This is a genomic window from Kitasatospora dryopteridis (assembly GCF_050749075.1).
GTDB lineage: Bacteria > Actinomycetota > Actinomycetes > Streptomycetales > Streptomycetaceae > Kitasatospora.
Genome location: NZ_CP192749.1, coordinates 2,750,376 through 2,769,644, shown reverse-complemented (window position 1 = coordinate 2,769,644; position 19,269 = coordinate 2,750,376). Strand labels below are relative to the sequence as shown.

Genomic DNA, 19,269 nt, shown 5'->3' with positions numbered 1-19,269 from the left:
TTCACGGTTTCATAGTGTTTCGGTGGTCATAGCGCGAGGGAAACGCCCGGTCACATTCCGAACCCGGAAGCTAAGCCTCGTAGCGCCGATGGTACTGCAGGGGGGACCCTGTGGGAGAGTAGGACGCCGCCGAACAATTCTTCAGAGAAGCCCTGCCCGGGTCCCGGGCGGGGCTTCTCGCATTTCCGGACCCGACTCGATCGGGCCCAACCCGGCCGGGGCCGTCCCCGTGTGTGTCGGCGGTACGACAGGTTTCTTGCGGGCCTGGAACATTCGTTGACCCGGGTCCGGCGGGCTGGAACGCTGAGAGTGTGAGTCAAGCCGAGAGCCTCGTAGGCCGCCTGCACGTCGATCTTCGACGGCACGCGAGCGCCATCTGTGCTGCCTGCCACTGACAGGCAGCCCCGCACCGCGCCGTGACGGCGCACGGCCTCGCTGTCCTCACCCGAGCTTGTACGGCTCACCGCCGCTGAGCTCTTCTCTCACACCCACCCGGCCCCTCGCGCCGGCCGTGGGCGTTCACTCCACTCTCCCTGCGTCGCCGTTCCCCGCTGACGGGCCGGCGCACGCCGTCCCAGGCTGCTGCCGTGACGGCGTGGCGCCGTGCTGCCGGTCGCCGGGGCACGGTGTGCCGCCCTTCCGCAAAGGATCTCCGCCATGCCCGCCGCTGCCTCCTCCCGCCGCCAGTTCCTCGCGCTCGCCGCCGTGGGGGTCGCCGCCGCCGCGTGTGGCCGGGCCACCGCGTCGTCCGGTGCCAAGGCCGAGACGAAGAAGCTCAGATACCAGGGCTGGGCAGGGCAGGTGACACTGCCCGAACTCGCCGAGGACCTCGGCTACTTCGGCGATGTGAAGCTCGAGTGGGTCGGCAACACGATCAGCGGGCCGCAGGACATCCAGTCGGCGGCGACCGGCCAGATCGACTTCGGCGGCGCGTTCAACGGCGCGGTCGTGAAGCTCATCGCGGCAGGGGCCCCGGTGAAGGCGGTGATCAGCTACTACGGCGTCGACGAGGCCGCGTACAACGGCTTCTACGTGCGGGAGGACAGCCCGATCCGCTCGGCCAGGGACCTGCTCGGCAAGAAGGTCGGGATGAACACCCTCGGCGCGCACAGCGAGGCGATCCTCGACATCTACCTGCAGCGCAACGGCCTCTCGAAGGCGGAGATCGCCAAGGTCGAGCCGATCGTGGTGCCGCCGGTCAACACCGACCAGTCCCTGCGCCAGCGGCAGATCGAGGTCGGTGTGCTGGGCGGCGTGCTGCGGGACAAGGCCCTGGCCGCCGGCGGCATCCGCCCGCTGTTCACCGACTACGACCTGCTCGGCCGGTTCAGCGCCGGCACGTACGTGGTGACCAACCGCTTCCTCAAGGAGAACCCGAACACCGCGCGGACCTTCGTCACGGGTGTCGCCAAGGTCATCGAGTGGACCAGGACCACCCCGCGCGAGGAGGTCATCGCCCGCAGCATCGAGATCGTCAAGAAGCGCGGCCGCAACGAGGACACCGCCGCACTGAAGTACTGGAAGTCGGCGGGTGTCGCGGAGACCGGCGGCCGGATCACCGACGAGGAGTTCAAGCTCTGGATCGACTGGCTGGTCGAGCACGGCGACATCAAGGCCGGTCAGGTGAAGCCGGGCGACCTCTACACCAACGAGTTCAACGGCTACCCCGCGTCCGCGGCGGCAGCCGGCACCCCGAGCCCCTCCCCGAGCAGGAGCTGAGCCGATGAGCGCCGACATCTCCTTCCGTTCCGTCAGCAAGGCGTTCCGCGTCCGCGGCGGCGGCGAGTTCACCGCCGTCGACCGGGTCGACCTCGACATCGCCGCCGGTGAGTTCGCGGTGCTCGTCGGGCCGAGCGGCTGCGGCAAGTCGACGCTGCTCGACCTGCTCGGCGGCCTCACCGCGCCGACCTCCGGCGAGATCCTGCTGAACGGCAAGCCGGTCGACGGGCCCGGCCCGGACCGCTCCACCGTCTTCCAGCAGTACGCCCTGCTGCCCTGGCGCACCGCGCAGGGCAACGTCGAGTTCGGCCTCGAGTCCATCGGTGTGCCGAGGCGCCAACGGGCCGCCCGCGCAAGGGAGTACCTCGCCCTGGTCGGCCTGCAGGGCTTCGAGGACCGCCACCCGCACGAGCTGTCGGGCGGCATGAAGCAGCGGGTGGCGATCGCCCGCAGCCTCGCCTACGACCCCGAAGTGCTGCTGATGGACGAGCCCTTCGCGGCACTGGACGCACAGACCCGCGAGTCGCTGCAGGACGAGCTGCTGCGGATCTGGCAGCAGACCGGGAAGACCGTCGTCTTCATCACCCACGGCATCGAGGAGGCGGTCTACCTCGGCGGGCGGGTGGCCGTGCTCACCTCCCGTCCCGGGCGGGTCAAGCAGGTCGTCCCGATCGACCTCGGCGACCGCACCGCCGCCCAGGACCTGCGCTCCAGCCCGGAGTTCGCCCGGTACCGGCACGAGATCTGGAGCCTGCTGCACGACGAGGTCAGCCGGGCCCAGCAGTTGGAGAGAGAGGTCAGCGCCGTATGAGCACCGACGTCCGCCCGTCCCCCCCGCCCGTCCTCACCAAACCCCGGCCGCCGGCCGCGGCAGCCCCCGCCGCGGCGAAGCCGGCCGGCCCGGCAGCGCGCCGCCCGTCCCTGCTGCCCCGCCTGCTGGGCGGCGCGCTGACCAAGAGCGTGGCGATCGTCGCCCTGCTCGCGGTCTGGGAGACCGCACCGCGGCTGCAACTCGTCGACCCGACCTTCCTGCCGCCGTTCAGCGAGGTCGTGGACGCATGGTTCGGCCTGCTCGACAGTGGCCAGCTCGCCACCAACACCCAGGCCAGCCTGACCCGTTCGCTCAGCGGCTTCGGCCTCTCGGTGGTGATCGGGGTGCCGCTCGGCCTGCTGATCGGCTGGTACCGGCCGATCGCAGACCTGCTCAGCCCGCTGCTGGAGCTCTTCCGCAACACGGCCGCGCTCGCACTGCTGCCGGTGTTCGTGCTGATCCTCGGCATCGGGGAGACGTCCAAGATCTCCATCGTGCTGTACGCGTGCATCTGGCCCGTGCTGCTGAACACCGTCAGCGCCGTCCGCACCGTCGACCCGACCCTGCTGCGGCTGGCCCGGTCGCTCAACCTCCCGCCGTTCCGGCTGTTCCAGAAGGTGATCCTGCCGGCGTCCGTGCCGACCGTGTTCACCGGCATCCGGCTCGCCGGAGCCGTCTCCATCCTCGTCCTGGTCGCCGCCGAGATGGTCGGCGCCAAGGCCGGGCTCGGCTACCTGATCAACGCCTCGCAGTTCAACTTCGCGATCCCGCAGATGTACGCGGGCATCGTCACCATCTCCGTCATCGGCGTCGCCTTCAACCAGCTGCTGGTCGCCCTGGAGCGCAGGTTCACCGCCTGGCGCGCCCCGGTGGGGCGCTGAGATGGGCGCACCGACGGAGGAACTCACCGCGGACGTCCTGGTGGTGGGCGGCGGACCGGCCGCCACCTGGGCCGCCCTGGAGGCCGCCCGGGCCGGCGCGGGCGTCGTCCTCGCCGACAAGGGCTACTGCGGCACCAGCGGCGCGACCGCCGCCGGCGGCACCGGAGTCTGGTACGTACAGCCCGAACCCGCCGCCCGCGAGGCCGCGATGGCCAGCCGGGAGGGGCTCGGCGGGTACCTCGCCGACCGCGGCTGGATGGCCCGCGTCCTCGACCGGACCTACGCCAACATCAACGAGCTCGCGGAGACGGGGAGTTACCCCTTCCCGACCGCGCCGGACGGGCGGCAGCTGCGCAACGGGCTGCAGGGCCCCGAGTACATGCGGCGGATGCGCATCCGCACCCGCCGGGCCGGGGTGCGCATCCTCGACCACAGCCCGGTCACCGAACTCCTCACCGCCGCCGACGGATCGGTGGCCGGAGCGGCCGGACACCGGCGGCAGGCCGGCCACCCGTACCGGGTGCGGGCCGGCGCCGTCGTCCTCGCCACCGGCGGCTGCGCCTTCCTCAGCGGCGCGCTCGGCACCGACACCGACACCGGCGACGGCGCCCTGTACGCGGCCGAGGTCGGCGCGGAGCTCTCCGGCATGGAGTTCTCCAACGCGTACGGCATCGCGCCCGAGCACACCTCCGTCACCAAGACCGCCTTCTACTCCTTCGCCACCTTCTACCGGGAGGACGGCAGCGTGCTGGAGGGCGCCGCCAGCCAGGGCGGCCGCTCGGTGATCGCCCGGGAACTGCTCGGCGCCAAGGTGTACTGCACCCTCGACCGGGCCGACCCGGCGGCACAGCAGGCGATGCGGCTCGCCCAGCCGAACTTCTTCCTCACCTTCGACCGGCTCGGCATCGACCCGTTCACCGAGCGGTTCGCCGTCACCCTGCTCGCCGAGGGCACCGTCCGCGGCACCGGCGGCATCCGGATCGCCGGCGAGGACTGCCGCACCACCGTGCCCGGCCTGTACGCGGCGGGCGACGCCGCCACCCGCGAGCTGATCTGCGGCGGCTTCACCGGCGGCGGCAGCCACAACGCCGCCTGGGCGATGTCCTCCGGCAGCTGGGCCGGACGCGGTGCGGCACAGTACGCCCTCGGGCTCGGCGGCCGGGCCCGCACCCGGTCGGTGCGGGCCGCCGGCGGGGCGGGGCTGCGGCCGACCGGCCGGGGCGGCGCCGACCACCGCGAGGTGATAGCCGCCGTGCAGGGCGAGGTGCTGCCGTACGAGAAGAACTACCTGCGGCACGGCGACACCCTCACCGGGGCGCTGCGGGTGCTCGACGACACCTGGCGGCAGCTGCGCCAAGGCCTGCACGGCGAGGGCCGGGACACGATCCGGGCCCGGCAGGCCGCCGCGCTCGCCGCCAACGCCCGCTGGATGTACCGCTCGGCGCTCGCCCGCACCGAGAGCCGCGGCATGGCCCGCCGCCTGGACTTCCCCGACCGGGACCCGGCCCAGCACCACCGGATCGCCACCGGTGGCCTGGACGAGGTCTGGACCCGCCCCCTGAAGGAGCCCGCGTGAGAACCCGCGAGAAGGAGACCCCGTGAAGGAGCCCGCGTGATCGAACTCGTCTCCGCCGCCCGCTGCATCGCCTGCGACAAGTGCATCAGGGTCTGTCCGACCGACGTCTTCGACCGCGGCCCGGACGGCATCCCCGTGATCGCCCGGCAGAGCGACTGCCAGACCTGCTTCCAGTGCGAGGCCAACTGCCCGGTCGACGCCCTGTACGTCGACCCGCGCACCCATCCGCAGGACCGCCCGCACGACGAGCACGAACTCGCCGGAGCCGGCCTGCTCGGCAGCTACCGGGCCCGCATCGGCTGGGGCCACGGCCGCACACCGGGCGCACTCCGCGCCATCGGCCCGGCCCTCGGCACCGCACCCATCACCTCCTGAACTCCCTTACGGACCAACAGAGAAGGAGCACTCCCGTGACCGCATTCGAGCTCCACAAGGTCGGCGGCCGCATCGGCGCCGAGATCACCGGCCTCGACCTCGCCCAGCCGCTCGGCGAGGAGACCGTCGCCGCGCTCAACGACGCGCTGGTCGCCCACAAGGCCCTGTTCTTCCGCGGACAGTACCTCGACGACGAGGGCCAGACCCGCTTCGCCGCCCACTTCGGCCCGCTCACCACCGCCCATCCGACGGTGCCCGCGCTCGACGGGCAGCCCAACGTCCTCGCCGTGGACAGCGAGGACGGCGGCCGCGCCAACCAGTGGCACACCGACGTGACCTTCGTCCGCACCCCGCCGAAGGCGTCCACGCTGCGCAGCCTGATCGTCCCGCCCTACGGCGGCAACACCCTGATCGCCAACGCCCAGACCGCCTACCGCGACCTGCCGGAGCAGCTGCGGGAGTTCGCCGACCGGCTGTGGGCGGTGCACACCAACGACTACGACTACGCGCAGGGCAAGGAGCCGGACGACGCGGAGGCCGAGCGCCGCCGGGTCTTCACCTCCCGCACCTACCGGACGGCCCACCCGGTCGTCCGGGTCCACCCGGAGAGCGGCGAACGGGGCCTGTTCGTCGGCGGGTTCGCCGAGCGCATCCTGGGCCTGCCGAGCGGCGCCTCGCTCGACCTGCTGCGCACCCTGCAGTCGTACGTGACCCGGCCGGAGAACGTGGTGCGCTGGCGCTGGTCGGTGGGCGACGTGGTGCTGTTCGACAACCGCTCGACCCAGCACTACGCGCCGGACGACTACGACGACCTGCCGCGCCGCCTGCACCGCGTCACCGTCGCCGGCGACGTGCCGGTCGGCATCAGCGGCGAGCCCAGCTACATCCTCGAGGGCGACGACGCCGCGCACTACACCGGCTGAGCCGCACCCCGGCCACCGCACCGGCCGCGCCGCAGGGCACCCGCCCGCGGCGCGGCCGTCGGCGTGCACGGCGTCCCCCGCAGCGGTGGCGCAGGCGCGTCCGTCCCGCCGGACACGCGAGGGGGCGCAGCAGTCGGTGACTGCTGCGCCCCAGATACGAGTGCAGGTACGGGTGCCGTCAGGCGGCGGTCGACCAGCGGCCGGCCGGCCGCGGCAGCCCGTAGTGCTCGCGCAGGGTGCGGCCGGTGTAGCCCTCCCGGAACAGGCCGCGCTTGCGCAGGATCGGCAGCACCTGCTCGACGAAGTCGGTCAGCCCGGCCGGGAGGATCGGAGGCATCACGTTGAAGCCGTCCGCGGCGCCCTCGGTGAACCAGGTCTCGATGTGGTCGGCGATCTGCTCGGGCGTGCCGACGACGACCTGGTGGCCGCGGCCGCCGCCGAGCCGGCCGATCAGCTGTCGGAGCGTCAGGCCGTTCCGCACGGCGAGGTCGCGCACCAGCTCGAAGCGGCTCTTGGCGCCGTTGATCTCGGTGACGGGCGGCAGCGGCGGCAGCGGGGCGTCCAGCGGGTGGTCGGTGAGGTCGACGCCGAGGACGCCGGAGAGCACCGAGACGGCCCGGGCGGGGCTGATCAGGCCGTCCAGTTCCTTGTCCAGGCGGCGGGCCTCGGCCTCGGTGGAGCCGATCACCGGCACCACCCCGGGCAGGATCTTCACCTGCTGCGGGTCGCGGCCCGCGGCGGCGGCCTGCCGCTTGAGGTCGCCGTAGAAGGCCTGCCCCTCGGCGAGGGTCTGCTGCGCGGTGAACACCGCCTCGGCCCACCGGGCGGCGAAGGCGCGCCCGCTGCCGGAGGACCCGGCCTGCACCAGCAGCGGGTGCCCCTGCGGGCTGCGCGGGATGTTCAGCGGGCCGCGGACGCGGAAGTGCGCGCCGGCATGGTCGATCTCGTGCACCCGCTCCGGGTCGGCGAAGGCGCCGCTGGAGCGGTCCAGCAGCAGCGCGCCGTCCTCCCAGCTGTCCCAGAGCGCGGTGACGACGTCCAGGAACTCGGCCGCCCGCTTGTAGCGCACGGCGTGCTCCTGGTTGGCGCTGCGCCCGAAGTTCTGCGCGGCCCGGTCGCCGGCCGAGGTGACGATGTTCCAGCCGGCGCGGCCGCGGCTGATGTGGTCGAGCGAGGCGAACTGCCGGGCCAGGTTGTACGGCTCGGAGAAGCCGGTGGAGACGGTGCCGATCAGGCCGATCCGCTCGGTCACCACGGCCAGCGCGGTGAGCAGGGTGAACGGCTCGAAGTGGCTGATCAGGCCCCAGCCGCCGTCGGAGCGGGCCTCCACGCCGTCGGCGAGGAACACCGAGTCGAAGGAGGCGGCCTCGGCCTGCCGGGCGAGGTTCTGGAAGTGCGTGACGTCGGCGGCCTGCGCCGGGTCCGTACGGGGGTGGCGCCAGGCGGCCTCGTGGTGGCCGACGCCCATCAGGAAGAGGTTGAAGTGCAGCTGGCGGTCGTTCTCGGGCATGGCGGAGGGCTCCGGCTCGGAGGAGGGAAGAGGGGTCCCTGCCATCCTCCGGGCCGCCCCGCGGCCGGACAACGATTCGCCGGCCCGGCGGAATTAATGCGGCGTTGACCGCCCGTTCGCACCGGTGCGCCCCGGCTGCGCGGCGGTCAGGACGCCCGGGCGGTGCGCAGTTCCATCGGCCGCCGGTAGGCGCTGTCGAGGACGCCGGCGCAGGCCGCGACGGCCAGGATGTCCAGGCCGAAGGAGCCCGCAGTGACCAGCTGTCCCGGCTCCGGCCGGGCGTGTGCCAGCACCTGCCGGTGCAGCACGCCGGCGAGGTGCGGGGAGACGGCCGTCCCGGCCTCGCTGACCACCAGCACCTCCGGGTTGAGGACGTCCAGGAGCAGGGCGGCGGCGGGCGCGACCAGCCGCAGCCGTTCCTCGAAGAGTTCCAGTGCCGCGGTGTGCCCGGCGGCGGCCCGGGTGAGCAGCAGGTCGAGGTCGGGCTGCGGGACGACGCCCTGCCGGTGGGCGCGGCGTACCAGGGCGCGGTCGGAGACGGTGGCCTGGAGGCAGCCGGTCCGGCCGCAGGGGCACTGCTCGGCGGAGCCGGGCACCGGCAGGTGGCCGATGTCCCCGGCGCGGGAGCGCCGGCCCTGGAGGACACCGCCGCCGGTGGCGATGGCGGCGTCGACGACGTTGCCGACGAAGAGCTGCACCAGTTCGGTGCTGTCCCGGCCGGCGCCGAACAGCAGCTCGGCCCTGGCGAGGGCGCGGGCGTGGCCGTCGACGTGGACGGGGAGGCGGGTCGCGCCGGAGAGCAGGTCGCGAACGGGGACGTCGTGCCAGCCGAGCGGGCCGTGCTCGACGACGACGCCGCGCTCGGAGTCCACCCAGCCGCCGGTGACCACGCCCACGCCGAGCAGCGACCTGCCGGCGGCGCGGCGGGCGGTGAAGGAGGGCAGGTGGCCGCGGACCGCCCGCAGGACGTCGGCGGCGCCGCCCTGCCGCGGGATGCGTTCGTGGGCGACGACCCGGCCGCGCAGGTCGAGCAGGGCGAAGGTCAGCCAGGGCACGCCGATGTGCACGCCGCAGGCGAGGTGGTGGCGGGTGTCGATGTCCAGCGGCAGCCGGGGGCGGCCGGCCCGGGGCGGTCCGTCCGGTGGTGGGAGTTCGCGCAGCAGGCCGAGGGCGATGAGGTCGGCGGTGTGCCGGGAGACGGCGGCCGGGCTGAGGCCGGTGGCCCGGCCGACCGCGGGGCGGGTCATCGCACCGCCCGCCAGGACCTTGCGCAGCACGGCGCCGGCGCCGCCGCCCTCGGCCGGCTGCGCGGTTCGTCCGAACGTGGGGGAGGCGACCAGGGAGAGCATGCGGTCGATGGTCCCAGCGGGGTGTTGCGCGGGCGTGGCGGCGGCGTGAAGCGGCCGCCCGCGCCGTCCGTGCCTCCGACGGGGCCGCGGCGGGCTGCGGTGACCTGCGGCCCTGCCACCGGGGGCCTCCCAACCGGTAGCCTTTCCGACATGAGTGGTGACATCCGCAGCGACCAGCCGCAGGGCCGTTTCCGGCGCATGCTCAACCGGCTGACCTCCTCGACCGAGGAGCTCGAGGCCGAGGAGCTGCGCCAGGACACCGCCGAGTCGGGATGCACCCCGATCGCCAGCTGCGGGGACCGCGAAGTGGTCACCGTGGCCGGGACCCTGCGCACCGTGACGCTCCGCCCGCGGGCGGGCGTGCCGGCCCTGGAGGCCGAACTCTTCGACGGCAGCGACGCGCTGGACGTGGTCTGGCTGGGCCGCCGCTCGATCGTGGGCATAGAACCGGGCCGGCGGCTCATCGCCTCCGGCCGGATCAGCCATGCACGCGGGCGCCGCGTGCTGTTCAACCCCCGCTACGAGCTGCGTCCGGTTGGACACGGGAGCGAATCAGCGTGAGCAACCTTCCCGGCGGCGAGCCCGCCGCCCGTACAGCCGACCTGCCCACCGGGTTCGAGCCGGCCGTGGCGCACGACCCGGAGCCGCAGCCCGGCACGCCGGCGCACGACGAGGCCGCCTCCAAGGAGGCCGCCGAGACGGTGATCAAGGCCTTCGGCGGCATCCGCGGCATGATCGACATGACGCTGCCGGGCCTGGTCTTCATCGTCGCCTTCAACCTGACCCACCAGGTCGCCACCGCGGCGTGGTCGGCGCTCGGCCTGAGCGCGCTGTTCGTGGTGGTCCGGCTGGCCAAGCGGGAGACCATTCAGCACGCGTTCAGCGGCGTGTTCGGTGTCGCGATCGGCGCCTGGATCTCGATGAAGACCGGCAAGGCGGAGAACTTCTACCTGCCGGGCCTGCTCTACAACGTGGGCTACTGCGTGGCGCTGGCCGTCTCGGCACTGGTCCGCTGGCCGCTGATCGGTGTGATGCTCGGCCCGATCACCGGCGAGATGTTCACCTGGCGCACCCAGAACCCGGGCCGGCTCGCCGCGTACACCAAGGCCACCTGGGCCTGGGTCCTGATCATGGGCATCAAGCCGCTGATCCTCTTCCCGCTGTACTTCACCGGGAACGTCAACCTGCTGGGCTGGCTGAAGGTCGCGCTGGGCATCCCGCCGATGCTGCTGGCGATGTACGTGACCTGGCAGATCCTGCTGAAGGCGCCGCCGCCGATCAAGGCGCAGACGGACACGGAGTGACGAGAAGGGGCCGTACCCGCCGGGTACGGCCCCTTCTCCGTGCAGTGCGCGCCGCTACTGGGCGCCGGAGCCCGCCGAGAGCAGGTTCTCCAGCTCCTCCTCGCGCTCCTGGGCGGCCACGAACAGCAGCTCGTCGCCGGCCTCCAGGGTGTCGTTCTTGCCCGGCACCAGCACCCGGCCCTCACGGATGATCGTCACCAGGGCGGTGTCGACCGGCCAGGGCACCTCCGCGACGCGGGTGCCGACCAGCTCGGTGTCGGCGGCGAGGGTCAGCTCGACCAGGTTGGCGTTGCCCTGGCTGAAGCGCATCAGCCGGACGAGGTCGCCGACGCTGACGGCCTCCTCGACCAGCGCCGACATCAGGCGCGGCGTGGAGACGGCCACGTCGACGCCCCAGGACTCGTTGAAGAGCCACTCGTTCTTCGGGTTGTTGACCCGGGCGACCACCCGCGGCACGCCGTACTCGGTCTTCGCGAGCAGCGAGACGACCAGGTTGACCTTGTCGTCGCCGGTGGCCGCGATGACCACGTGGCAGCGCTGCAGGGCGGCCTCGTCCAGCGAGGTGATCTCGCAGGCGTCGGCCAGCAGCCACTCGGCCATCGGCACGCGCTCGACCGAGATCGAGTTGGGGTTCTTGTCGATGAGGAGGACGTCGTGGCCGTTCTCCAGCAGCTCGCCCGCGATCGAGCGGCCGACCGCACCGGCCCCGGCAATGGCGACTCGCATCAGTGACCACCCTCCTCGGGGCCCTTCGCGAACGCGGCCTCGACCGCGTCCAGCTCGGTCCGGTGCAGGGTGACGTGCACCAGGTCGCCCTCCTGGAGGACCATGCCCGCCGACGGCAGCACGCCCTCGCCGAGCCGGGTGAGGAAGGCCACCCGCACCCCGGCCGCCTCCTCCAGCGCGCTCAGCTTGTGCCCGACCCAGGTCGGCGCGTACGCGACCTCGGCGAGCTGGATGCTGCCGCTCGGGTCCTGCCAGAGCGGCTCGGCGCCGCTCGGCAGCAGCCGGCGCAGCATCTGGTCGGCCGTCCAGCGGACGGTGGCGACGGTCGGGATGCCCAGGCGCTGGTAGACCTCGGCGCGGCGGGGGTCGTAGATCCGGGCGGCGACGTGCTCGACGCCGAAGTTCTCGCGGGCGACCCTGGCCGCGATGATGTTGGAGTTGTCACCGCTGGAGACGGCGGCGAACGCGCCCGCCTCCTCGATGCCCGCCTCGCGCAGGGTGTCCTGGTCGAAGCCGACACCGGTCACCCGGCGGCCGTTGAAACCGGCGCCGAGCCGGCGGAAGGCGGTCGGGTCCTGATCCACCACGGCCACCGAATGACCCTGTTTCTCGAGCGCTCTCGCGAGGGCCGAGCCCACGCGTCCGCAACCCATGATGACGATGTGCACGGGACGTTACCTCACCCTGTCCGTTGGGGCCATGACCTGCGCAAACACCGCTCATCATCCTTCCGCACCCCGCATTCGGGGGTGAATTGTCGTCGGTGCCTTCAACCTCTGCACCCCGGGCAACCAGGGTGTTGCCCGCAAACTCTTCATCCGACACGCTAGCCGGTTCGCCGAACACAGTCTCGACGGAGGGGGCACCGGTCGTCGGAGCAGGAGTCGGCAGCCCCTACGATTCCTTGATGTGCCTATGCCTGCCGATCTTCCGAAACGCATCCTGATCGGGCGAGCGCTCCGCAGCGACAAGCTGGGGGAGACGCTCCTGCCCAAGCGGATCGCGCTGCCCGTGTTCGCCTCGGACGCGCTGTCCTCCGTCGCCTACGCCCCCGAGGAGATCCTCCTCACGCTGTCCATCGCCGGGGCGTCCGCGATCCACTTCTCCTGGCAGATCGGCGTCGTCGTCGCCATCGTGATGCTCGCGGTGGTCGCCTCGTACCGGCAGAACGTGCACGCCTACCCCAGCGGCGGCGGCGACTACGAGGTCGCCACCGTCAACCACGGCCCCAACTCGGGCCTGATCGTGGCGAGCGCCCTGCTCGTCGACTACGTGCTCACCGTCGCCGTGTCCACCACCTCCGGCGTCGCCAACGTGGTCTCCGCCGTGCCCGCCCTGCGCGGCCACGAGCTGCCGCTGTCGATCCTCGTGGTCATCCTGCTCATGGGCATGAACCTGCGCGGTGTTCGGGAGTCCGGCAGCGCCTTCGCCGTCCCCACCTACGCCTTCATGGTCGGCGTGATGGGCATGGTGGTCTGGGGTGCGATCCGCTCCGTCCTCGGCCAGGACATGAACGCCGAGAGCGCCGGCTTCCACCTGGAGGCCACCCCCGGCAACGACTCGCTGGCCGGCTTCGCGATGGTCTTCCTGCTGCTGAAGGCCTTCTCCTCGGGCTGTGCCGCGCTCACCGGCGTCGAGGCCATCTCCAACGGCGTCCCGGCCTTCCGCAAGCCGAAGAGCAAGAACGCCGCCACCACGCTGCTGATGATGGCCTCCGTCGCCGTCGTGATGTTCATGGGCATCATCTGGCTGGCCCGCCTCACCCACGTGCAGATGGCCGAGGACCCGGCCGAGCAGCTCGTCGGCTCCGGCCCCGACTACCACCAGAAGACCGCGCTGGCACAGATCAGCGAGGCCGTCTTCTCCAACTTCACGCCCGGCTTCTACTTCGTCGCCGCCGTGACCGGCCTGATCCTGGTGCTCGCCGCCAACACCGCCTTCAACGGCTTCCCGGTGCTCGGCTCCATCCTCGCCCAGGACCGCTACCTGCCCCGCCAGCTGCACACCCGCGGCGACCGCCTGGCCTTCTCCAACGGCATCATCCTGCTGGCCGGCGTGGCGATCCTCTTCATCATCGCCTTCGACGCGGACCCGACCCGGCTGATCCAGCTCTACATCGTCGGCGTCTTCGTCTCCTTCAACATGAGCCAGTCCGGCATGATCCGGCACTGGACGCGCCTGCTGCGCACCGAGACCGACCCGAAGAAGCGCTCGCACATGCAGCGCAGCCGGGCCATCAACACCTTCGGCCTGGTGATGACCATGGCCGTGCTGATCGTCGTCCTCGCCACCAAGATCAGCCACGCCTGGATCGCCATCGCGACCATGGTCGTGCTGTTCGTGATGATGAAGGCCATCCGCCGCCACTACGAGCGGGTCTCCGCCGAGCTGGTCGCCGCCGAGGAGCCCGACGACGTCGCCCCGCCCACCCGGGTGCACGCCATCGTCCTGGTCTCCAAGCTGCACAAGCCCGCGCTGCGCGCCCTCGCGTACGCCCGCCTCGCGCGGGCGCACACCCTGGAGGCCGTCACCGTCAACGTCGACCCGGCCGACACCGAGGCGCTGCGCAAGGACTGGGACGCCCGCGGCATCGAGGTGCCGCTGAAGGTCCTCGACTCGCCGTTCCGCGAGATCACCGGCCCCGTCCTCGACTACGTCAAGAACCTGCGCCGCAGCAGCCCGCGCGACGTCGTCTCCGTCTACATCCCGGAGTACGTCGTCGGCCACTGGTACGAGCACCTGCTGCACAACCAGAGCGCCCTGCGCCTCAAGGGCCGACTGCTGTTCAAGCCCGGCGTCATGGTGACGTCCGTACCCTGGCAGTTGGAGTCCTCCGAGCGCCGCAAGCCGCAGAAGGCCTGGTCCGCCCCCGGCGCCGTCCGGCGCGGCGAGCCCAGGCACCAGGGTGCGCGGGCGTTCGACACCTCCGACACCGCACAGACCGGCAGCAAGGACGGATCCCCGTGACCCGCAACAACCCGCCCCGACGTTCCGGCGCCGCCGGCAAGGCAGGCAAGGCCGGCCGCTCCGGCGCCCGTCCGGGGCAGGTGGCCCACCCGCGCTGGAGCAACCGGTCCGCCCGGCCGGCCGCCACCGACCGCGAGGGCTACACCGCCCAGACCGCGCCCAAGGCGCCCGCCGAGCCCACCCCCGCCTCCGAGGAGCGCGACCGGGACCGCGGCGCCGCACAGGCGCAGCCCGCCCGTCCGAAGGGCGCCAAGGACGCGAAGGGCGCCAAGGGGCAGCGGCCGCGCAAGCAGACCGTCCGCCCGCCGAAGGCGCTGCGCACCGCCGAGGACCGGCCCAAGGCCCAGCCGAAGGCCCCGACCGGCGACCCGCTGGTCGGCGAGCGGTACGAGGTCGAGGTCGGCCCGGTCGCGCACGGCGGCGGGCACTGCGTCGCCCGGCACGAGGGCCGGGTGCTGTTCGTCCGGCACACCCTGCCCGGCGAGCGCGTGATCGCCGAGATCACCGAGGGCACCACCACCTCCCGCTTCCTGCGGGCGGACGCGGTGGAGGTCCTGGAGCCCGCCAAGGAGCGGATCGCCGCGCCCTGCCCGTTCTCCGGTCCCGGCAAGTGCGGCGGCTGCGACTGGCAGCACGTCACCCCCGGCGGCCAGCGCAAGCTCAAGGCGCAGGTGCTGACCGAGCAGCTCGCCAAGCTCGCCGGCCTCACCCCCGCCGAGGCCGGCTGGGACGGCTCGGTGGAGCCCGTCGGCGGCAAGCTGCCGGCCGGCGAGGTGCCCGCCTGGCGCACCCGCGTCCAGTACACCGTCGACCCGGAGACCGGGCGGGCCGGGCTGCGCAAGCACCGCTCGCACGACGTCCAGCCGATCGACCGCTGCCTGATCGCCGCCGAGGGCGTCGCCGAGCTCGGCGTCGAGTCGCGCGACTGGCCCGGGGTGGCCTCCGTCGAGGCGGTCGCCGCGACCGGCTCCTCGGACCGTCAGGTGATCCTCCGCCCGCGGGACGGCGCCCAGCTGCCGCTGGTGGAACTGGACCGGCCGGTGTCCATCTCCCGGGTGGACGAGCAGGGCCTGTTCCACCGGGTGCACGGCCGCACCTTCGTCCGCGAGCGTGCCGCCGAGCGCACCTGGCGGGTCTCCGAGGGCGGCTTCTGGCAGATCCACCCGCTCGCCCCGGACACCCTGGTCGACGCGGTGCTGGAGGGCCTGGACCCGCAGTGGGGCGAGATGGCGCTCGACCTGTACTGCGGCGTCGGCCTGTTCGCCGGCGCGCTCGCCGACCGGGTCGGCGAGGACGGCGCGGTGCTCGGCATCGAGTCCTCCAAGCAGGCCGTGGTCGACGCCCGGCACAACCTGGCCGAGCTGGAGAACGTCCGGATCGAGTGCGACCGGGTGGAGACCCTGCTGCCGCGTACCGGCATCACCTCCACCGACCTCGTCGTGCTCGACCCGCCGCGGGCCGGGGCCGGCCGCGAGACCGTCGCGCACCTGGTCGGCCTGGAGGCCCGCCGCATCGCGTACGTCGCCTGCGACCCGGCCGCGCTCGCCCGGGACCTGGCGTTCTTCCGCGAGGGCGGCTACCGGCCGGTCTCGCTGCGGGCCTTCGACCTGTTCCCGATGACCCATCACTTCGAGTGCGTGGCGATCCTGGAGCCGGTCGGCGATGGCTTCGGCGGGGACGGCCCCGCGGGCGAGTAGCACCCCGGCGGGTGGGCACCGCCTCGATCGGCGGGCACCGGAGGAGACTCCGGTGCCCGCCGATCGGCGTTCCGGGGCAGGCGGCCGCCGTCCGGGGGGCGGTGGCGGGAATTCGCCGTACACCCGTTTGCGGCCGGCCGGCAGCCCGCAGGACACCCGGATGCCGGGTTCCGTTCGCGTCGGACGGTCCCGCGCAGGTCGGGGCCGTTCCCGTGCGGCGGGCGCCGCACGGGCCGCCCGGCTGGTTTCCGGTGGGGCGCGAACGGACATCTGAGGGGAGCGGGTGCGGAGAGGCGGCCGGAATGCGCCCTTGCTGTGCTAGCACCCCAGCGCTAGCTTGAAGTCATGACCAAGAAACAACTCAACGTACGGGTGGACGCAACCACCGCCGAGATGGCCCGGGAACGGGCCGAGCAGCAGGGGATCAGCATGAACCAGTACATCGAGCGACTCGTCCAGCAGGACATGGGCGAAGCAGGACGCCTCTTCGTGGACACCGCGGCACAGTTCATGAAGGAGTACGAGACGGCCTTCCTGGCCGAGTTCGGGGAGCCGGGCGCCCAGGATGTGCGCCGTTGAAGCTCGAGGTCGACCTCTCGTGGCTGCTCATGACCGCTGAGCAGTACACCCCGGGCGACCCCCAGGTCACCGACTACGGGTCGCTGCTGGCCGCGGTCGCCCGGCACCAGGCCGAGATCTTCGACATCGCCGTCTACCCCGAACCCCACGACCGGGCAGCGGCCCTGATGCACCAGCTGATCCGCATCCCCTCGCTGGAGCGGAACAACGAGCTGTTCGCCACCGCCGTCGCCTACGCCTACCTGGTGGCCAGCGGCTGCAGCGTCGCCACCACCGCGCGCGAGGTCCGCAGCCTCGCCCGCGGTATCCGGGAGGGCAAGATCGGCGTCAGCGGGGTCGCCGAACGGCTCTCCGCCTGGGTCGTCGACGAGCCCGAGGAGGAAGAGGTCGGCGGGGACGACGACGAGGACGACACCGACTGACTCGTTAGGCTTGGGCCCCACCCCCGAGCCCGACGAGGAACGCGACGTTGCTGCAGGACATCGAGCCCCACCTGGCCTGCCCGCACTGCGCGCAGCACCTCGCCCTCGACGGCCGCACCCTGCGCTGCCCCGCGGGGCACAGCTTCGACCAGGCCCGGCAGGGATACGTCAGTCTGCTCCCCGGCGACGCGCACACCGGCACCGGCGACACCGCGGAGATGGTCGCCGCCCGCGCCGACTTCCTCGCCGCCGGGCACTACCTGCCCATCGCCGAGGCGCTCGCCGAGGCCGCCTCCGCCGCTTTCGACGGGCGATCCGAAGGGCGGGCCGAGGGGCTGGTCGCCGACCTCGGCGCCGGCACCGGTCACTACCTCGCCCACGTCCTGGACCGCCTCGACGGCCCCGCCGGAGCCGCCCTCGACATCTCCAAGTACGCGCTGCGCCGCGCAGCCAGGGCCCACCCGCGGATCGGCGCCGTGGTCTGCGACGCCTGGCGCCCGCTGCCGCTGCTGGACGGCTGCGCCGACCTCGTCCTCAACGTCTTCGCCCCGCGCAACGGGCCGGAGATCCGCCGCGTGCTGCGCCCCGGCGGACGCCTGCTGCTGGTCGCGCCGACCGGCCGCCACCTGCGCGAGCTCGTCTCCGGCCTCGGCCTGCTCTCGGTCGACGAGGAGAAGGAGCGCCGCATCGACGAGAAGCTCAGCCCCTGGCTGGGCCTCCTCGACCGCACCGAGGTGGAGTTCACCCTGCGGCTCTCCCGGACGGACGCCGCCGCCGTCGTCGGCATGGGCCCCAACGCCTGGCACACCGCCCCGGACCGGCTCGCCGCCGCGCTCGACGCCCTCCCGGAGCCGGTCGAGGTCACCGGCTCCGTCCGGCTCGCGGTCTACGGCTGAGCCGGAGTCCGGGCGGCGGGAACGCGGACTCCCCGGGACGTCCTCGGGAGCGCCGACTGCTCGGGAACGCGGACTCCCCGGGAAGGCCGTGGCGGGCGTGTGCGAATGCTGAGCCGTTCGTGTGAACCGGCCGGAGCAGGGACGTTTCATCTGGCGGATCGGCCGCTAGGGTCCCCGGGTGACCAGCGAAGCCGCAGCTCCCGCCGCCCCGATCGCCCGTCCCACCCGTCGCCCTGCCGTCGAGGAACTCCGGCTCACCTCGTTCAAGTCCTACCGACGCACCACGCTGCCGCTCACCGGCCTGACGGTGCTCCACGGCCCCTCCGGCGTCGGCAAGTCGAACGCCATGGACGCCCTGGCGGTGCTCTCCCGGCTGGCGATCGGCGAGGAGATCGGGCCCTCGCTGGACGGCATCGGCGGCACCGCGGGGCCGCTGGCCGGGCCGGTGCGCGGCGGGCTCGCCGGCTGCGTCCCGCACGGCCGCAACGCGATCATCCTGGGCTGCACCGTCCGCTCCTGCGCCGGACCGATCCGCCTGGAACTCGTCGTCCGCACCGACGGCCGCGTCCGGGTGGCCCGCGAATGGCTGACCCTCGCGGGCGAGACCCTGGTGGAGAGCGGCGAGCAGGACATCGCCCAGGGCCGGGTCAACGTCACCTGGCACAACGACACCCGGCAGGGCGACATCCGGGCGCCCTTCCCCAGCGACAGCCTGATCACCGCCCAGATCCCGCTCCGCGTGGCCGGCTCCTCGCCCGGCGAACGCAAGGTGCTCGCCGCCGCCGAGCAGATGCTCACCGCACTGCGCGAGGTGTTCCCGCTGCACCCCGTGCCGGCCGCGATGCGCAGCTGGACGAGGCCGGAGCCGCAGGCGCGGCTGGTCGGCACCGCCTCCAACATCTCCGCCGTCCTCGCCCGGCTCTCGCAGGAGTGCAGCCGCCGCTACGGGCGCCTGCTCAAGGCCGTCCAGGCCGCCGCGCCGCACCCCCTGCTCGGACTGGAGGTCGCCCGGCGCGGCGAGGGCGTCCAGGAGCGGCTGATGGCCGTCTTCGACGAGGGCGTGCTCGGACGCACCGGCGCCGACCAGGCCTCCGACGGCATGCTGCGGCTGCTCGCCTTCGCGGCGGTGCTGCTCACCGGCGCCGGCGTGCTGGACGTGGACGCGGCGGCCGAGGTCCCCTCGGCCCACCGGCAGCTCACCGTCCTCGCCGAGGACCTCGGGGCCGGCCTCGGCACCGAGCAGACCGCCTCCCTGCTGCGGGTCGCCCGCGAGGTCTGCGCCAAGGGGGACGTCCGGTTGCTGGCCGCCCTGCAGGAGCCGTCGGCGGCCGCCGACGTCGACGGGGTGGACATGGTCGAGTGCCGCCGCGACCCGGCCAGCGGCCACAGCGTGCTCGTCCTGCCGGACCGGCCCCGGGTTCCGCTGCAGACCGTTCGTGGCGACGGCGATGCGGTAGACCTGGGGGCGTGAGCGACCACATCGACCCCGACCGGCCCGGACCCCACTGGCCGGACGCCGAGCAGTCCGAACCCG

The 19,269-nt window shown here is 73.0% G+C and carries 19 protein-coding genes and 1 rRNA gene; 16 read left to right on the top strand and 4 right to left on the bottom strand.

The window, feature by feature from the left end; translation table 11 throughout:
• Positions 1 to 18 precede the first annotated feature (18 nt).
• The 8 genes from rrf to ACQ614_RS12575 all read left to right on the top strand — a co-directional run bounded on the left by rrf (position 19) and on the right by ACQ614_RS12575 (position 6,285).
• Positions 19 to 135 (top strand): 5S ribosomal RNA (gene rrf, locus ACQ614_RS12610).
• Between the two features lie 98 nt (positions 136 to 233).
• Complete coding sequence (locus ACQ614_RS12605) at positions 234 to 395, top strand: putative leader peptide (RefSeq protein WP_431678622.1); 162 nt, start codon at positions 234 to 236, stop codon at positions 393 to 395.
• Between the two features lie 262 nt (positions 396 to 657).
• Positions 658 to 1,719, top strand: coding sequence for an ABC transporter substrate-binding protein (locus ACQ614_RS12600; protein ID WP_431678621.1), 1,062 nt, complete (start codon positions 658 to 660; stop codon positions 1,717 to 1,719).
• A 4-nt stretch (positions 1,720 to 1,723) separates the two neighbouring features.
• On the top strand, positions 1,724 to 2,530 hold the full coding sequence (locus ACQ614_RS12595) for an ABC transporter ATP-binding protein (RefSeq protein WP_431678619.1): 807 nt from the start codon (positions 1,724 to 1,726) through the stop codon (positions 2,528 to 2,530).
• Positions 2,527 to 3,411: an ABC transporter permease gene (locus tag ACQ614_RS12590; protein ID WP_431678618.1), complete on the top strand. Its 885-nt coding sequence runs from the start codon at positions 2,527 to 2,529 to the stop codon at positions 3,409 to 3,411. The genes ACQ614_RS12595 and ACQ614_RS12590 overlap by 4 nt, the downstream gene beginning before the upstream one ends.
• A gap of 1 nt (position 3,412) precedes the next feature.
• Positions 3,413 to 4,987 (top strand): FAD-binding protein, encoded by a 1,575-nt coding sequence (locus ACQ614_RS12585; RefSeq protein WP_431678617.1) that lies wholly within the window; start codon positions 3,413 to 3,415, stop codon positions 4,985 to 4,987.
• 36 nt (positions 4,988 to 5,023) lie between these two features.
• Positions 5,024 to 5,362: a 4Fe-4S dicluster domain-containing protein gene (locus ACQ614_RS12580; RefSeq protein ID WP_431678616.1), complete on the top strand. Its 339-nt coding sequence runs from the start codon at positions 5,024 to 5,026 to the stop codon at positions 5,360 to 5,362.
• Positions 5,363 to 5,397: 35 nt separating this feature from the next.
• Positions 5,398 to 6,285, top strand: coding sequence for a TauD/TfdA dioxygenase family protein (locus ACQ614_RS12575; RefSeq protein WP_431678615.1), 888 nt, complete (start codon positions 5,398 to 5,400; stop codon positions 6,283 to 6,285).
• Positions 6,286 to 6,463: 178 nt separating this feature from the next.
• Here the strand turns inward: ACQ614_RS12575 and ACQ614_RS12570 are convergent, their stop codons facing one another.
• Together ACQ614_RS12570 and ACQ614_RS12565 are read right to left on the bottom strand one after the other, a co-directional pair.
• Positions 6,464 to 7,795 (bottom strand): LLM class flavin-dependent oxidoreductase, encoded by a 1,332-nt coding sequence (locus tag ACQ614_RS12570; protein ID WP_431678614.1) that lies wholly within the window; start codon positions 7,793 to 7,795, stop codon positions 6,464 to 6,466.
• Between the two features lie 146 nt (positions 7,796 to 7,941).
• Positions 7,942 to 9,144, bottom strand: a complete 1,203-nt coding sequence (locus ACQ614_RS12565) for an ROK family protein (RefSeq protein WP_431678613.1) — start codon at positions 9,142 to 9,144, stop codon at positions 7,942 to 7,944.
• Between the two features lie 150 nt (positions 9,145 to 9,294).
• On the opposite strand from ACQ614_RS12565, the gene ACQ614_RS12560 reads away from it, so the two are divergent.
• Positions 9,295 to 9,705 (top strand): OB-fold nucleic acid binding domain-containing protein, encoded by a 411-nt coding sequence (locus ACQ614_RS12560; RefSeq protein WP_363500691.1) that lies wholly within the window; start codon positions 9,295 to 9,297, stop codon positions 9,703 to 9,705.
• The gene (locus tag ACQ614_RS12555; RefSeq protein ID WP_431678611.1) at positions 9,702 to 10,448 is read left to right on the top strand and encodes a DUF3159 domain-containing protein; all 747 of its coding nucleotides are present in this window, start codon (positions 9,702 to 9,704) and stop codon (positions 10,446 to 10,448) included. The genes ACQ614_RS12560 and ACQ614_RS12555 overlap by 4 nt, the downstream gene beginning before the upstream one ends.
• Before the next feature lie 54 nt (positions 10,449 to 10,502).
• Here the strand turns inward: ACQ614_RS12555 and ACQ614_RS12550 are convergent, their stop codons facing one another.
• Together ACQ614_RS12550 and ACQ614_RS12545 are read right to left on the bottom strand one after the other, a co-directional pair.
• Positions 10,503 to 11,174 carry a potassium channel family protein gene (locus tag ACQ614_RS12550; RefSeq protein ID WP_431678610.1) on the bottom strand — a complete coding sequence of 224 codons (672 nt, stop codon included), beginning with the start codon at positions 11,172 to 11,174 and terminating at the stop codon, positions 10,503 to 10,505.
• Entirely contained in the window at positions 11,174 to 11,842 is a 669-nt protein-coding gene (locus ACQ614_RS12545) for a potassium channel family protein (RefSeq protein ID WP_431678608.1), read from the bottom strand. The genes ACQ614_RS12550 and ACQ614_RS12545 overlap by 1 nt, the downstream gene beginning before the upstream one ends.
• 247 nt (positions 11,843 to 12,089) lie before the next feature.
• Here ACQ614_RS12545 and ACQ614_RS12540 point away from each other — a divergent pair, with 247 nt between their 5' ends.
• The 6 genes from ACQ614_RS12540 to ACQ614_RS12515 all read left to right on the top strand — a co-directional run bounded on the left by ACQ614_RS12540 (position 12,090) and on the right by ACQ614_RS12515 (position 19,206).
• Entirely contained in the window at positions 12,090 to 14,141 is a 2,052-nt protein-coding gene (locus tag ACQ614_RS12540; RefSeq protein ID WP_431678607.1) for an APC family permease, read from the top strand.
• A 314-nt stretch (positions 14,142 to 14,455) separates the two neighbouring features.
• Entirely contained in the window at positions 14,456 to 15,838 is a 1,383-nt protein-coding gene (locus tag ACQ614_RS12535) for a class I SAM-dependent RNA methyltransferase (RefSeq protein ID WP_363500721.1), read from the top strand.
• A 345-nt stretch (positions 15,839 to 16,183) separates the two neighbouring features.
• The gene (locus ACQ614_RS12530; RefSeq protein ID WP_363501562.1) at positions 16,184 to 16,417 is read left to right on the top strand and encodes a toxin-antitoxin system HicB family antitoxin; all 234 of its coding nucleotides are present in this window, start codon (positions 16,184 to 16,186) and stop codon (positions 16,415 to 16,417) included.
• The gene (locus ACQ614_RS12525; protein WP_263105354.1) at positions 16,414 to 16,839 is read left to right on the top strand and encodes a fic family toxin-antitoxin system, toxin component; all 426 of its coding nucleotides are present in this window, start codon (positions 16,414 to 16,416) and stop codon (positions 16,837 to 16,839) included. Before ACQ614_RS12530 ends, ACQ614_RS12525 begins: the two co-directional genes overlap by 4 nt.
• Before the next feature lie 47 nt (positions 16,840 to 16,886).
• Positions 16,887 to 17,735, top strand: coding sequence for a putative RNA methyltransferase (locus ACQ614_RS12520; protein ID WP_431678605.1), 849 nt, complete (start codon positions 16,887 to 16,889; stop codon positions 17,733 to 17,735).
• Between the two features lie 178 nt (positions 17,736 to 17,913).
• Positions 17,914 to 19,206, top strand: a complete 1,293-nt coding sequence (locus tag ACQ614_RS12515; RefSeq protein WP_431678603.1) for an AAA family ATPase — start codon at positions 17,914 to 17,916, stop codon at positions 19,204 to 19,206.
• Positions 19,207 to 19,269: the final 63 nt, after the last annotated feature.